Source organism: Candidatus Merdisoma sp. JLR.KK011 (assembly GCF_036941125.1).
Classification (GTDB): Bacteria; Bacillota; Clostridia; order Lachnospirales; family Lachnospiraceae; genus Laedolimicola.
In genome coordinates this window covers 1,410,522-1,425,385 of the sequence record NZ_JAYWSZ010000003.1, presented here as the reverse complement: position 1 = coordinate 1,425,385, position 14,864 = coordinate 1,410,522, and the positions used below count along the sequence as shown (strand labels likewise).

General features: G+C 47.8%; 13 protein-coding genes. All 13 read left to right on the top strand.

Features of this window, described 5'->3' with window-relative positions:
- The first annotated feature begins 145 nt into the window (after positions 1 to 145).
- Complete coding sequence (locus VV089_RS07820; RefSeq protein WP_334335504.1) at positions 146 to 2,377, top strand: transglycosylase domain-containing protein; 2,232 nt, start codon at positions 146 to 148, stop codon at positions 2,375 to 2,377.
- Between the two features lie 90 nt (positions 2,378 to 2,467).
- Complete coding sequence (locus VV089_RS07815; RefSeq protein WP_172541785.1) at positions 2,468 to 2,950, top strand: hypothetical protein; 483 nt, start codon at positions 2,468 to 2,470, stop codon at positions 2,948 to 2,950.
- A 15-nt stretch (positions 2,951 to 2,965) separates the two neighbouring features.
- Positions 2,966 to 3,997, top strand: coding sequence for a type II TA system antitoxin MqsA family protein (locus VV089_RS07810; protein WP_334335503.1), 1,032 nt, complete (start codon positions 2,966 to 2,968; stop codon positions 3,995 to 3,997).
- Between the two features lie 145 nt (positions 3,998 to 4,142).
- Positions 4,143 to 6,218, top strand: coding sequence for an elongation factor G (locus VV089_RS07805; RefSeq protein WP_334335502.1), 2,076 nt, complete (start codon positions 4,143 to 4,145; stop codon positions 6,216 to 6,218).
- A 195-nt stretch (positions 6,219 to 6,413) separates the two neighbouring features.
- Positions 6,414 to 7,676, top strand: coding sequence for a rubredoxin-like domain-containing protein (locus tag VV089_RS07800; protein WP_334335501.1), 1,263 nt, complete (start codon positions 6,414 to 6,416; stop codon positions 7,674 to 7,676).
- 23 nt (positions 7,677 to 7,699) lie between these two features.
- A complete protein-coding gene (locus tag VV089_RS07795; RefSeq protein WP_334335500.1) occupies positions 7,700 to 8,653 on the top strand; it encodes a hypothetical protein in 954 nt (317 codons plus the stop codon).
- Positions 8,654 to 8,669: 16 nt separating this feature from the next.
- Positions 8,670 to 8,906, top strand: coding sequence for a hypothetical protein (locus VV089_RS07790; RefSeq protein WP_334335499.1), 237 nt, complete (start codon positions 8,670 to 8,672; stop codon positions 8,904 to 8,906).
- Between the two features lie 253 nt (positions 8,907 to 9,159).
- Positions 9,160 to 9,969 (top strand): metallophosphoesterase, encoded by an 810-nt coding sequence (locus VV089_RS07785; RefSeq protein WP_172544214.1) that lies wholly within the window; start codon positions 9,160 to 9,162, stop codon positions 9,967 to 9,969.
- Positions 9,970 to 10,066: 97 nt separating this feature from the next.
- On the top strand, positions 10,067 to 10,867 hold the full coding sequence (locus VV089_RS07780) for a segregation and condensation protein A (RefSeq protein WP_172544231.1): 801 nt from the start codon (positions 10,067 to 10,069) through the stop codon (positions 10,865 to 10,867).
- Between the two features lie 34 nt (positions 10,868 to 10,901).
- Positions 10,902 to 11,474 (top strand): SMC-Scp complex subunit ScpB, encoded by a 573-nt coding sequence (scpB, locus tag VV089_RS07775; RefSeq protein WP_334335498.1) that lies wholly within the window; start codon positions 10,902 to 10,904, stop codon positions 11,472 to 11,474.
- Positions 11,475 to 11,513: 39 nt separating this feature from the next.
- A complete protein-coding gene (locus VV089_RS07770) occupies positions 11,514 to 12,668 on the top strand; it encodes a WD40/YVTN/BNR-like repeat-containing protein (protein ID WP_334335497.1) in 1,155 nt (384 codons plus the stop codon).
- A 112-nt stretch (positions 12,669 to 12,780) separates the two neighbouring features.
- Positions 12,781 to 13,305, top strand: a complete 525-nt coding sequence (locus VV089_RS07765; protein ID WP_334335496.1) for a hypothetical protein — start codon at positions 12,781 to 12,783, stop codon at positions 13,303 to 13,305.
- 73 nt (positions 13,306 to 13,378) lie between these two features.
- Entirely contained in the window at positions 13,379 to 14,830 is a 1,452-nt protein-coding gene (gene miaB / locus VV089_RS07760; RefSeq protein ID WP_334335495.1) for a tRNA (N6-isopentenyl adenosine(37)-C2)-methylthiotransferase MiaB, read from the top strand.
- Positions 14,831 to 14,864 lie beyond the last annotated feature (34 nt).

Below are 14,864 nucleotides of genomic sequence, written 5' to 3'. Positions count from 1 at the left end.
GTAACAAATGAGGAATCATAGAACATTAACAGATATTCCAAAGAAAAATATATTTTTTTGGTAGGGCGATCCCCTTTACCAAATGGAGAAAGTAATATAAAATAACTGCATACTCTATTAAGAAGCATGAAGATGGAACAACTCTATGAAAGTAATAAAAAGAATCTTTAAAATCCTAATCATTCTAACCGTCACAGCCCTCCTTGTCCTGGGCGGCGCCGTAATTTACAAGGTCTACCCTTTGTATGAGGAATACAGCCTGGAGGCTGCGCGCGCTGTGGAGGAGTCAAACAGCAATACTTTTAAGCGGAACCTGACCAGTTATTTCTACGACGACGAGGGGGGTCTGCTCACTGAGCTGTCGGGAAATGGAAGCAAGATTTACTTGACCTTCGATGAGATCCCGGAAAATGTAGTGAATGCCTTTATTGCTGTGGAGGATCGGAGCTTTTGGGAGCATAAGGGCATTGATTTAAAGGGCATTGTCCGGGTTGGGATTGAGTTTGTCACCTCCGGAGGCGAGAGGGTTCACGGAGCCAGCACCATCACCCAGCAGCTTGTGCGGAACGTATTTATCACAAAGGAAGTTACCCTGGAGCGAAAAATCAAGGAGATCTGCTATGCCCTGGAGGTAGAAAAAAAGTATTCCAAGGAAGAAATTATAGAATTCTACATCAACAACATTTATTTTGCAAATAACTGCTACGGCATAGAGGCGGCGGCACAATTTTATTTCAACAAACCGGCCTGCGAGCTGTCTTTAAATGAGACAGCCTATTTGTGCGCCATTCCCAATTCGCCCTCCTACTACGATCCGCTGAAGAACAAAAGCAACGCAATTCCCAGACGGGATAAGGTTCTAAAGGACATGCAGGAATGTGAGATGATCACGGAGACCCAGCGCATCCAGGCCCTCCGGGAGGACCTGGTTCTCAATGAAAAGAAGCCGATTGAGATCAAAGATTATGAGACTACCTATGCCATTGACTGCGCCGTGCGCTACCTGATGAAGCTTGACGGCTTTTTGTTCCGCTATTCCTTTGCAGCCATGGAGGATTATAACTTCTATATGGAGACCTACAATCAAGCCTACGAGCGGATTCGGGCAGAATTGTATACAGGAGGCTATGTAATAAAAACCACATTAAATAAGGAAAAGCAAGAGCTCCTTCAGATGAGTGTAGACAATGCCCTTGCCTTTGACGAGGAGAAAGCGGAAAACGGCCAGTTTGCCCTCCAGGGAGCCGCCACGGTGATCAACAATGAAACCGGCAAGGTAGAGGCGATTGTGGGAGGGAGAACCCAGGGTGGCGGCACTTATACCTTAAACAGGGCCTACCAGTCCTACCGTCAGCCGGGAAGCTCCATTAAACCGTTGATTGTCTATCTTCCGGCTTTGGAGCGGGGGTATACAGATCGTTCTGTTTTAACGGACATTGACGTGGAAAAGGCAAAGGAGGAGCCGGAGAAGGTTCTTGAAATGTACGGCGCCAAGATTACTTTGCGCGCCGCGGTGGAAAGCTCAAAAAACGGTGCGGCCTGGCGGCTTTTCTGTGAAATCACGCCTAAGGAAGGCTTGTCCTATCTCCAGAATATGAGCTTTAACCGGATTGTGCCGGATGACTATTACCCGGCTTCCTCTTTAGGCGGATTTACCTACGGGACTACGACCGTAGAGATGGCAAATGCCTACTCCTGTGTGGCAAATCACGGCCAGTTTCAGCAGACAGACTGTATTGTGTCTATTTTAGATAAATATGGGGAGGAGCTTTACGAGCCTTATGAGATCAGGCAGGTGTATGGGGCTGAGCAGGCAGATCTGATGATCGATATTTTAAAAGGCGTGATCAAAAAGGGCACTGCAAGAAAAATGGGCTGGAAGAGCACCGTGGAGGCCGCCGGAAAGACAGGCACTACCAACAACAGCAAGGACGGATGGTTTGTGGGAAGCACCCCGGACTATGCCATGGCAGTCTGGGTGGGCTACGATATGCCAAGGGAGCTTAGCAATCTCTACGGAGGAAGCTATCCGGCCCAGATTTGGAAGGATGCCATGGAGGCGCTTGTGGAGGGGACAGAGCAGGAGCGCTTTGAGACCGCCGCGGGGATTGCGAACGGCGATGAGAAGTATTATCCGGGACGGGACGGATCCGAGGTTCTTTCGCCAGGCTATACGATACAGAATTACCGGGACGATCACGCCCTGGCAGACCGCATTGAAGCCTTGATCCAGCAGATTTCCCAGGAAACCGACCGGGGACAGCAGGAGGCTTACTATGAGCAGGCCTTAACCCTGGCGGAGCAGATTTACGGCCAGACGCTCAAAGGAGCCCAGAGAAGGCGGCTGGAGGAAGTTTATCATATGTATTTCGATTGAGACAGAGATAATTTTCTGGCGAATAGTTGACATTATTTTTTGATAAGTGTAAAATGGTATCAAATGATACCGGAATAGAGGAGTACAGAGTTGGCAGATGGAAAGGAGAGAGTTGAGAGTGAACCAGAGGTTCGCGCTTATTTACAAAATTTGAAATATGCCCTGGAGCATGATGCCCAGATTGCATTTCAGGAGATGCGCCAGATTGATCAGAAGCGGGATATACGCTATACAAATGCATATACAGTTGCAGAATTATTTCCCGGTGAGAATCCGGTAGATGCATTGCGCAGAGAATTGCAGACTTTAACGGTAAAGGAATATATGCGCACTGTAAAAGATTTGCGGTTTCCAAAGAGAAGCGAAATGCGTGAATTCGGAAAAGTATACAATGGCACCAAGGATGTGTATATTAAGATAAGAGTAGAACTGCTGGCGGCATATGGCAGGCATACAACCTTTATTATGTCTTTTCATTTTGCGGCACAAGCTTTTACTCCAGAGATGTTTCCTTATGGAGATCATACCGGCAATATCTCTTCAACCGTTGAAGTGAATAATGAGCAGGAATAAGAAAGCGGTGAAATCATGAACAGGAAATTGCTGAATCGAAAAAAGATGCTTTGTTTAAGCTGCATGGAAGAGCATGAAGTAGAGATGGTAAGTTATATAGACAAAAACATTTTTAAAGGTGTTTCCGTAGAATTTCCGGCAGAGTATTATTATTGCAGCAGAACGGAAGAATATTATGCGGATGAAATACAGATGTGCGCCAATGATATTTCCATGAAAGATGCATACCGGCAAAAGCAGAGGCTTCTGACTTCAAAGGACATTTCAGCTATTCGTGAAAAATATGGGATTAGCCAGAGTGATCTCAGCCTTTTGCTTGGATGGGGCAAAAAGACAATTACCAGATATGAAGGGCATCAGGTACAGGATGCGGCCCATGATACGATCTTAAAAAAGCTTAGGGATGATCCGGAATGGTTTCTGGCCTTGCTGGATCTGGTGAAGGAGTCTTTTACGGAATCTTCTTATGCAAAATATAGGACTAAAGCGATACGCATTTTTGAGCAGGAACGGGATCAGTATCTTCGAAAGGCAATTTTTGCCCAATATGCAAGATTTTCCGATAATTTTGAATATAGTGGGAATGTGCGGCTTTCTCTTGATAAAGTAGTTGATGTTATCCGCTATTTTTCCAATGCGCCGCAGGTAATCAAGCTTTACAAGGTAAAGCTTATGAAGCTTTTGTGGTATTCGGATACACTTTCATTTAAGCGCAGAGGCCATGCGATAACAGGCCTTATCTACCAGGCCCTTCCAATGGGGGCAGTTCCCATTGCCCATGATTCCATCATTGATCTTTACGGTGTTGATTATGATGAGGTTGAACTGGGGGATGGCACAGGGTACTATTTTAAAAAATCAGTAAATGAACAATATCAGTCTCTTTCCAAAGAAGATATGGATATCCTTGATGAAATTATTCGTGTTTTTGGAAGCTGTACCAAGGATACGATTATTCATGCTATGCATATGGAAACAGCCTATGTAAAAACAGCTTCAAGAGCTGTTATTTCTTTTCAGTATGCAAAGGAATTGTCTATTCCATAAATAAGGCGCTTGCATCCCAGGCTTTCGTCTGTCGATTTGTATAAAACACTTGAACTTTCCTTTGATTTTTAGTAGAATATATACATGGCAGTCTCCGGGGTGGAAACGAGGCACGGAGGCGCAAAAAAATATTGGAGGATAAGGCATGAACATTTACACAACTGACAAGATTCGGAACGTAGTGCTCCTGGGACACGGCGGCTGCGGCAAAACCAGTCTGGTGGAAGCCATGGCGTATGTATCCGGGCTTACGACCCGAATCGGTAAGGTAACCGATGGGAATACCATCAGTGATTATGATAAGGAAGAGATTAAGAGAAAGTTCTCAATCAGCACTTCCGTGATTCCGCTGATTTGGCAGGACTGCAAAATAAATATTTTAGACGCGCCGGGATATTTTGACTTTGTGGGAGAGGCAGAGGAGGCAGTTGCAGCTGCGGACGCTGCGATCATCGTGGTATCCGGCAAGGCCGGCGTAGAAGTAGGAACGGAGAAGGCCTGGGAGATGTGTGAAAAGTACAAGCTGCCCCGGATGTTCTTTGTGACCGAGATGGACGTAGACCATGCATCCTTCCGTCAGGTTGTGGAGGACTTAACTGAGCGCTACGGTAAGAGGATTGCTCCCTTCTATCAGCCTATCCGTGAGGACGAGAAGTTTGTAGGTTATATCAATGTATGCAAGATGGAAGGCCGCCGGTTCACAGATATCGGAAAGCGCGAGCCCTGCGACATTCCGGAATACTCCAAGGAAAATCTTGCAATCTGCCGGGAGGCCCTTCTGGACGCAGTAGCGGAGACCTCCGATGAATTTATGGAGCGCTATTTCAACGGTGAGGAATTTACCGTCAGTGAGATTCGTGCAGCCATGAAGTTCAATGTGGGCGACGGCTCTGTGATTCCCGTTTCCATGGGATCCAGTGCGGAGCTTCGGAACATCCACAATCTGATGAACGACATTGTTGAGCTGTTCCCAAGCCCGGATAAGAAGGCCTGCAACGGCATCAACACCAAGACCAACGAGATTTTCGAGGCAAACTATGATTTCTCCAAGGCAAAATCCGCTTATGTATTTAAGACCATCGTGGATCCCTTTATTGGAAAATACTCTCTGATTAAGGTGTCCTCCGGTGTTATTAAGTCCGATGATACCCTCTACAACCAGGATAAGGAAGCAGAGGAGAAGCTGAGCAAGCTTTATGTGATGCAGGGCAGTAAGCCCATCGAGGTTACCGAGCTTCATGCGGGCGATATCGGCGCCATCGGAAAGCTGAACAGTACCAAGACGGGAGATACTCTTTCTACCAAGGCTGTGCCGGTGGCATTCGGAAGAACCGAGGTTTCCAAGCCCTATACATATATGTGCTATAAGGCAAAGAATAAGGGAGATGAGGATAAAATTTCCCAGGCTCTTACCAAGATGATGGAGGAGGATCTGACCCTTAAGGCAGTCAACGATTCCGAGAACCGCCAGACGCTGCTTTACGGCATGGGCGATCAGCACCTGGACGTAGTTGTGAGCAAGCTGGAGGAGAAGTTCAAGGTTGCCGTGGAACTGAGCCGTCCCAAGGTTGCCTTCCGTGAGACCATCCGTAAGAAATCCGATGTGGATTCTAAGTATAAGAAGCAGTCCGGCGGACACGGACAGTACGGCCATGTAAAGATAACCTTTGAGCCCTCCGGAGATCTGGAATCTGCTTATGTGTTTGACCAGATCGTAGTAGGCGGAGCAGTTCCCAAGAACTATTTCCCCGCAGTGGAAAAGGGCGTTCAGGAATCCGTTATCAAGGGACCCTTGGCCGGATATCCCGTTGTGGGCGTGAAGGCAGTGCTCTACGACGGATCCTACCATCCGGTAGACTCCTCCGAGATGGCGTTTAAGACGGCTACCATCCAGGCATTTAAGAAGGGCTTTATGGATGCCGGCCCGGTGCTTTTGGAGCCTATCTGCTCTATGACCGTAACAGTTCCCGACAAGTATACGGGCGACGTTATGGGTGATTTGAATAAGCGCCGCGGCCGCGTACTGGGCATGAACCCGGTAGCCGGCGGAAAGCAGGAGGTTGTGGCGGATGTGCCTATGACTGAGATCTTCGGATATTCTACAGACCTGCGTTCCATGACGGGAGGAAGCGGCGTCTATGCTTACGAGTTTGCGCGTTACGAGCAGGCTCCGTCTGATGTACAGGAGAGGGAAGTGGCAGCGAGAGCTGCAGAGGAATAAGATACATGCTGCAGAAAAGCTTTTGACAGCGGCAAAAAGTATGGAAAGGGCGGATTTTCTCACAGAGGAATCCGCTCTCATACTTTGAGCGGGGGGAGTTCCCCAGTCCATGGGACATGCATTGACGCGGCAGCCCAGGGCATAATACAAAGGTACAAGAAATGCAGTGCATCAAACAGTGAAAGGATAACAGGAATGGACAAAAATAAGATTCAGAAGGTATCGGATCCCATCATCCGCCTTGCGGATGTGCATTCTATGGGAGTGATTGGAGATCCGGGCTGCGAGGGCCTTGGAACCTACAATATGAAGGTATATGCAGGCGCTTTGGAGGAGACCGGCAGGGACGGCATCACGCTTGTTGTGGGAGATCTGGTGCCGGCGGGGACCCGGCATCATTATCAGACTATACAGGAGCTTACAGAGGTTCTGGCAGGAAATGAAGTCTACGCCCTTCGCGGAAATCACGATACGGGAGCTTACACAGACTACTTTGGGGAAAAGAATTATGCGCTTCTTATGGAGGAATTTGCAGTGGTTGTGCTGGACAATGCGCAGCGCAGCTTTGAAGAGGAAGGCATTGAACTTTTGTCCAGGGTGCTGGCTATGGAGGAAGTGGAGCAGGCAGTCATTGCGTTTCACATCCCGGTGCCCAATCATTTTATTCGAAACTGCGTGACTGAGGAGGAGTTTGCACGCCTTCAAAGGGCCTATGAGCCATGGAAGGAAAAGGTAAAATACCTTCTCTGCGGCCATGTTCATTCCGGATTTGAGGACTGTGTGGACGGGATTCCTCTGATCTGCACCGGCGGAGGCGGAGCTATGATTGAGGATGTGTCAGAGGATATCCGGGCCAGTGATGTGGAGCACCATGTGGTTCATTTCTATGTGAAGGATGGGGCATTGTGCCATTATACTGCGAACCTTTCCGAGGACTGCTATCGCCGTGAGCGTGAGGACGGAATTTTGAAGCAGAAGCTGAAAGAGAGCGTAGAGGGGGAGCTGATGGCCCATTTCAAATATATGATGTTTGCGGATCGGGCAGAGCGCAGAGGAATGAAGAGGATTGCCAATCTCTTTCGCGCCCTTGCGGCCTCTGAATATTATCATGCACGGAGTTTTTATTCCGTACTGGACCGCCCGGCGCCTTTTTTGGAGACAGTGGAAACCTTTCTTCCGGGGGAAGCGTTTGAGCAGAAATATTTTTACCGGATGCTTATGGATTACGCAAAGGAGCACGAATTCCCGCTTGCGGAGCAGGCGTATGCGGGCGCTGCCGCAGCGGAAAAGGAGCATACCATGCTGTTAAAGGAAGCGGCGGGTATGGATGGATTTTCAAGGGATGTGATTTATGTCTGCCCTGTCTGCGGCTATGTGATGACCGGCGACAAGGCCCCGGAGCGCTGTCCAGTGTGCGGTGGGCCGAAGAAGCAGTATGAAGCCTTTACAGGAGAGTGATGTAAGAAAACGGGAGGATGGATATGAAAAAATGGTATCGAACAGGGATGGCAGGAGCTTTGGCTTTGCTTCTGGCAGCGGCCGGCTGTTCCTCAAAAGCCGGGAAAGCGGAGCCGGAAGATCGGATCTTAATGGTTAATGATATTTTGTATTATGGAACGGAAGAGACTGGCCCTATGGGGGATGCAGGATGTGTGGAGGGAAAGATCCAGTCCAGTGCCGAGGCAGGTGAAACTCCTGCTGAAAACGGCCAGTCCAATTTTGGGTGCGTGGGGAATCCTTACACTTATGATTTTGGAGACGGAAGAATCCAGGTGTTTGTAGAGGATGAGTATTTTTGGTTTTATGCAAAAGATAAAGAAGCTGTGGAGAAATTATTGGGACAGGCAGAGGAATTGAGCGAAGAAGAGGAAGAAGCGCTTCCCGGCGTTTTTCCCTGTGATTTTGTTTTTTCCAGCGGAGCGGGAGCCTGGGGAACCTTTCTGACCCTGGAGGGGGACGGAGCCTTTACGGGAGGCTATAATGATTCCGATATGGGAGACAGCGGGGAGGGATATCCCCATGGAAAGCATTATTATTGTGAGTTTCAGGGGAAGTTTGGAAGCTTCGAGAGGATAGACGAAGATACCGTTTCCATGACATTAGAAGAGCTGGCCTTTCAGCCGGAGGAAGGATTTGAAGAAATCAAGGATGAGATTTTGTATGTTGGGGCGAAGCCCTTGGGGCTGGATTCCGGAACGGAATTTATCTTATATCTGCCGGAAAAATCACTTACCGATTTGCCGGAGGAATTTTTAAGCTGGTGGCCGGGGCGCTATGAATGGGATGGGGAGACAAAAAGGCCGCTTGGCTGTTATGGAATCTTAAACCAGGAGACAAAAGACGGCTTCTTTTCAGGTTCGGCCTGTGCAGCCTGCGGCGCTGCGTCTGTTTCGCTTCAGACAGGAGTATGCGGTATGTGCGGGGCTTCCCAGTAAAGGAGAGAAAATTCGGGTGAAAAAGGGGTTAAATGGAAACCAGCTGAAAATCATTGCCATGTCTGCCATGACCATAGATCATGCGGCCTTTGAGATGTTTACTGCCCTTACAATTCCTATTCTAAAATGCTACAACGGCCAGAGAGGGAAGTGGAAGGGGATGAAGTGGTTCTTTTATCTCTATTATCCGCTGCATCTTTTTCTGTGCGGCATTCTAAGGCTTGCGCTCCATGGAAATGCAGGGGTGTTTTAACAATTCAGACAGTCAGAGGCAGAGCGGCCAGACCGGATTTTCCAATATCAGGTGTCCGGCTGTTCACGCACATGCGTCTGATATTGGCGGACGAAAAGTCTGACAAGAGCAGACACATGTACGTGAACCGTCCGAACACAGATATGGAAAACCCGGTCTGGCCGCTCTGCCTCTGACTGTCTGAATTGTTATTGGGCGGATCGGGGGTAACAAAGAAATTGCTTTTTCTAAAGTTTTATGATATTCTATCCCCATGTCTGAATTTAAACAATTTCATTATCATTTGAATACGGAAAAGCTTTTGAGGGGCAGTGGGGATCTGACCTTTCTTCTTATGTCTGATATGCATAATCATGTCTATGGCCCTGGGAACGAATTGCTTTTGAGGGCTGTGGAGGCACAAAAACCAGACGCGGTTCTCGTAGCCGGCGACATGCTGATAGCCCGCAGCGAGGAGTCTTTCGCTCCGGCGTTGGAGCTGTTTCGGCGGCTTAGGGAGAAGAAGCTGCCTGTTTTTTACGGAAACGGCAACCATGAGTACCGTATGAGGCTTCGTCCGGAAATTTACGGAACCATGTACCAGGAGTACACAAAAGGACTTCGGGACTGTGGCGTGATTCTTTTGGAAAACAAAAGCATACCCTTTGAGAAAAAGGGGCTTAAAATGCGGATATACGGCTTTGAGCTGGATTGGAAATATTATGAGAAGAGGAATCATATCCCCTTTTGTCCGGAGGAGCTGACAAAAGTATTTGGAAAGCCGGAGGAGGAATGCTACAATATTCTTCTGGCTCACAATCCGGTGTATTTTGACAGCTATGCCGGCTGGGGAGCGGATCTGACCGTCTCAGGGCATCTTCACGGGGGAATTATCCGGATTCCTGGGATTGGCGGATTGATTTCGCCCCAGGCCAGATTATTTCCCAAATATGATGCGGGTCATTTTGAGAAGGACGGAAAGGATTTGGTCGTCAGCCGCGGACTTGGCACTCATACTGTCAACATCCGGATTTTCAATCCGGCGGAGCTGTCAGTGATTCATCTGCATCCAAAAGAAGCGTAAGTGCTGGATAAGAGGCATATGCGTTTTGCGGCTGGAGATTGATTTCATATCCGTGTTCTTTGAGGGATATTACGGAACTGGAATAGGAGATATCATTATGGGCATCCCCGTAAAATTACCGATATTTGAAGGTCCTCTGGATCTTCTTCTGCATCTGATAGAGAGCAATAAAATTGATATTTATGACATTCCCATCGTTATGATCACCGAGCAGTATATGGAATACATCCGCGCCATGGAGACAAGGGATCTGAATACCATGAGTGAATTCCTGGTTATGGCCGCTACGCTTCTTGAGATCAAGGCCAAGCTTCTCCTTCCGGCAGAGGTGGATGAGGAAGGGGAGGAAATCGACCCCAGAGCCGAGCTGGTGGAGCGTCTCTTAGAGTACAAGATGTACAAATACATGGCCCTGGAGCTGAAAGACCGCCAAAGCCTGGCGGCCAAGGTTCTTTATAAGGAAGCTTCCATTCCCGATGAGGTGGCCTCCTATATAGAGCCAGTGGATCTAGAGAAGCTGGTGGGCGATCTGACCCTTCAGAGGCTCAACGAGATTTTTAAGTCCATCCTGCGCAGGCAGGAGGACAAGATTGACCCAGTGCGCAGCAAGTTTGGGGATATCGAGAAAGAAGAGGTCAGCCTGGAGGAGAAGATGTCTTTTGTGGAAGTTTATATCCAAAAGCACAGGCGCTTCAGCTTCCGGAATCTTTTAGAACAGGAAGCAAAGAAGAGCAAGATTCACGTGATTGTAACCTTTCTGGCCGTATTGGAGCTGATGAAGACAGGAAAGGTCGCCGTCCAGCAGGAAGAGACCTTTGGCGAGATTCTGATTGAGGCAAAGGAACCGGTTTTCGGGGAAGAAGCCGGGATACAGGTGTCGGCATCTTCTTTGGGCTGAATTTTGAAAAAGGGAAAACGAGGAGTAGTATATTGTGGAAAATCAGAGACTGACAGCAGCTATCGAGGCCATCCTGTTTACAATGGGGGATTCTGTAGAAATCACTCAATTGGCGGCAGCCCTGGAGGTGGAGGCTGAAAAAATACAGGATCTTCTAAAGGAAATGAAACAACGCTATGAAGAAGAGGATCGGGGAATCCGTATTCTGGAGCTGGAAAACGCCTGCCAGCTCTGTACCAAAACAGAATACTACGATTATCTGATCCGCATTGCAAAACAGCCGAAAAAATACGCCCTCACAGAGGTACTTTTGGAGACGCTCTCCATCGTGGCCTACAAACAGCCGGTAACCAGGCTGGAGATTGAGAAGATCCGGGGAGTAAAATGCGATCACGCAGTAAATAAGCTGGTAGAATACGGACTGATTGAGGAGGTGGGCCGTCTGGACGCCCCGGGCCGTCCTCTTTTATTCGGCACCACCGAGGATTTCCTGCGGAGTTTCGGGGTTTCTTCCACGGAGGCTCTGCCCAGGATGTCGCCGGAGCAGATAGAGGACTTCAAAGAGGAAGCCGAGGAGGAAATTCAGCAGAAGATTCATAAAAAATAGTTTATATGGTTGAAATGAATGGGGAAGCAGGCAGAATGCATGAATGAAAAGAAATTGTTTTGGACTTTGGTTGTACTCAGCCTGGCATCGGCGGTTCTTCTCGGCTTCTTTTTTCTATCCGGTTTTCTGCCGGGCGGGGAACGGCTGGATGCGGAGATGAAGGTTTATTTCGGAGAAAACACAGAGTTTGTAAAAGACGAAGAGGATAAATACATTTACTGCGCATACAGCCTGCGTGAGGAACCGGAAGCTGTATGGTTTCAGGTGGATAAGAAAAGCCCTTTAGAGAATAATTTTATAGAGCAGATGATGAAACGGGATGCGCTGACTTTCTGGAGGACGAAGAAGCGGGAGGTTTACTTTGTAAACCGTAACAAAGAAGTATATACATTAGAAGAAGCACAGACTTACCGGCTGGAAGAACCAGTATATCTGAGCCTTTCCTGCAGTTCATGGGAAGATCTTTCTGCCTGTGCGGACGAAATGAAAGAATGGGCAGAGTATGTCAGGAAGGAGCCGCGGTATTTCTGGAATTATCACCAGGCCGATGTTGCGGCCTCTTTCAGGGATGTTTTTTCACAATTCGAAGTGCGGATAAAAGGAAAAGCATTCTGGGTAGATTTTTCCGGTGCCTGGATTTTGAATACAACGTCCGGACTTAAGGAAGAATTAATGGATTTGATGGAGACAGAATTTGACAAGCTGTTTCCTGATGAACCAAAGCCGGAAAAGCCAAAGGAGGAGCCTGCTGCCGAATATGAGATCCGGCAGAGGGCTTTGGAGGAAGAGGAAGCCAGGCAGGAGGCTTTGACAGAAGAAGAGGCCTGGCAGGAGTCTATGGAAAAATGGATACAGACTTATGATGGTGAATTTGAACCGGAAGCTTCGGCAGAATTCCTTCTGGAGGACAGAAACGTCTGCTACCGGCTTATAAATACAGACTATATCATGGGAGATTGCTTTTATGTTCTCATCAAAAGCACAGACGGGAAAAAGACCTGGGAGCTGGTGAATGCAGATCCCTTTGACGGTTCCATGTATGGGGCGGCGGAAATCACCTTTCAGGATGAAAACCACGGAACCATTGCGGGAATTTACACCGATCACAGCAGTAACCAATACCGGAAAAAGATTTATGTTACGGAAGACGGCGGAAAAACCTTTGTTGAAAGCAAACGGCCGCAGCCGCGGTAAATGCAGAACCGCCTATAGAGGGACCAGCCAGGCAATACCATTATATGGAAAAATGCCGGGAATGGGTTCGGAGATTCTGAAGCGATACAAGAGGGGGGAATAGGGAGGGATTATGGAAAGAAATATAAGTGTTATAAAAGATGTGAATGGGAAACAGATTGTTATTGTAAATGATATTCGTTTTAAGGGAAAAAGAAATATAGATTGGGATGACGTGGAGCAGTATTTAAAACGGTATGTTGGAGAATTTATAGAAATTGCCGAAAGTAAAGAAATTATATATATTGGCAGTGACCTGCCTGATGAATATTCGGGCTCGAAGTATACTGCAAAATTAAAAGGAGCATTAGCAAAGGCAAAAGCAAATGCCGCACAGGGAATTCCGGAGATAATAGAAATTGCGGAAAATAAAAGATTTCAGGAAAATTTGGAAAGAAAACATAGCAAAAATGCAAAATATGGCTGGTATCGATATGATTCCAGATTTGCAATACCGGTTTTTGATGAAAATAATGATGTTTTGCGGTATAATGTATTTCATGCAGAGTTGGTGATAAGACATTCTGAAAACAGAAAGCTGTATTTATATGATATCATAAATATAAAAAAAGAAACGAGCACCCCGCTTGAGCCATAAAGCTGTACGGTAAAAAACCCGTTTCTTTTTTATGCATTAATTATATGATAGAAAGGGAAAAAAGTCAAGAAAAATGTATCAGGAAATTGATTTAGATAAAATAGACATTTATACAGAACCGCCCATAGAGGAGCCGGCCAGGCAATACTATTATATGGCGAAATGCCGGAAGCTGGTGGAAAAAGAGACAAAGCAGAGGGGACGCCCCTTCACGTTTTGCGTCACCACCTTCGGATGCCAGATGAATGCCCGCGATTCGGAAAAGCTTACCGGAATCCTGGAGCAGGCAGGCTTCCTTCCGGCTCCTGACGAGCATGCAGACTTTGTGATCTACAACACCTGCACGGTAAGAGAAAATGCAAACCTCAAGGTCTACGGACATCTCGGCCTTTTAAAGCACGAGAAAAAATCCAATCCTCATATGCGGATCGCTCTCTGCGGCTGCATGATGCAGGAGCCCAAGGTGGTGGAGAAGCTGAAAAAAAGCTACCGGTTCGTGGATCTTATCTTCGGCACCCACAATATCTTCAAGTTTGCAGAGCTTCTGGCCCGGACGCTGGAGGGCCAGGGGCAGGTAATTGATATCTGGGAGGGCACGGATGAGATTGTGGAGGATCTGCCCCTTGAGCGGAAGTATCCCTTTAAATCCGGGGTGAATATTATGTTCGGCTGCAACAATTTCTGCAGCTACTGTATTGTTCCTTATGTAAGGGGCCGGGAGCGGAGCCGCCGCCCGGAGGATATTCTGCAGGAGATAGAAATGCTGGCGCAGGATGGAGTTTCCGAGGTTATGCTTCTTGGGCAGAATGTCAACTCTTACGGAAAAACGCTGAAGACTCCCATTTCCTTCGGAGAGCTTCTTCGCCGGGTGGAGCAGATAGAAGGCATCCGGCGGATTCGGTTTATGACTTCCCATCCTAAGGATTTGTCGGAGGAATTGATTCAGGTAATGAAGGCTTCAGAGAAGATCTGCCGCCATCTCCACCTGCCCCTCCAGTCGGGAAGCACCCGGATCTTAAAGGCCATGAACCGCAGATACACCAAGGAGCAGTATCTGGATCTGGCAGAGCGGATCCGCAGGGAGATTCCCGATATCTCCCTGACGACGGATATTATTGTGGGATTTCCGGGGGAGACAGAGGAGGATTTTCTGGAAACTCTGGATGTGGTGCAAAGGGTGCAGTATGACAACGCCTATACCTTTATCTACTCCAAGCGTACCGGAACCCCGGCAGCGGCCATGGAGAACCAGGTGCCGGAGGCAGAGGTGAAGTCCCGGTTTGACCGGCTTCTGTCCCTGGTGCAGGAAAATGCCAGAGCACGGACGGCCCGCTTTGCGGATACGGTCCAGGAGGTGCTGATAGAGGAAGTCAACGAACACGATCCCTCTCTTTTGACAGGACGGATGAGCAATAATCTTCTGGTACATTTTCCCGGTGACGCAGCACTTATGGGAAGCATCCGCAAAGTGCGGCTGAATGAGTGCAGAGGTTTTTATTATATGGGAACATTGATTTCGGATTAAAATGAATCAAAACGGGGTATGCTGATTTAGAAGA

Bases quoted from the DNA above. Each gene is read 5' to 3' on its own strand.
- VV089_RS07820 (WP_334335504.1), top strand. From the start codon at position 146: ATGAAAGTAATAAAAAGAATCTTTAAAATCCTAATCATTCTAACCGTC.
- VV089_RS07810 (WP_334335503.1), top strand. From the start codon at position 2,966: ATGAACAGGAAATTGCTGAATCGAAAAAAGATGCTTTGTTTAAGCTGC.
- VV089_RS07805 (WP_334335502.1), top strand. From the start codon at position 4,143: ATGAACATTTACACAACTGACAAGATTCGGAACGTAGTGCTCCTGGGA.
- VV089_RS07800 (WP_334335501.1), top strand. From the start codon at position 6,414: ATGGACAAAAATAAGATTCAGAAGGTATCGGATCCCATCATCCGCCTT.
- VV089_RS07795 (WP_334335500.1), top strand. From the start codon at position 7,700: ATGAAAAAATGGTATCGAACAGGGATGGCAGGAGCTTTGGCTTTGCTT.
- VV089_RS07785 (WP_172544214.1), top strand. From the start codon at position 9,160: ATGTCTGAATTTAAACAATTTCATTATCATTTGAATACGGAAAAGCTT.
- VV089_RS07780 (WP_172544231.1), top strand. From the start codon at position 10,067: ATGGGCATCCCCGTAAAATTACCGATATTTGAAGGTCCTCTGGATCTT.
- VV089_RS07770 (WP_334335497.1), top strand. From the start codon at position 11,514: ATGAATGAAAAGAAATTGTTTTGGACTTTGGTTGTACTCAGCCTGGCA.
- VV089_RS07765 (WP_334335496.1), top strand. From the start codon at position 12,781: ATGGAAAGAAATATAAGTGTTATAAAAGATGTGAATGGGAAACAGATT.
- miaB (WP_334335495.1), top strand. From the start codon at position 13,379: ATGTATCAGGAAATTGATTTAGATAAAATAGACATTTATACAGAACCG.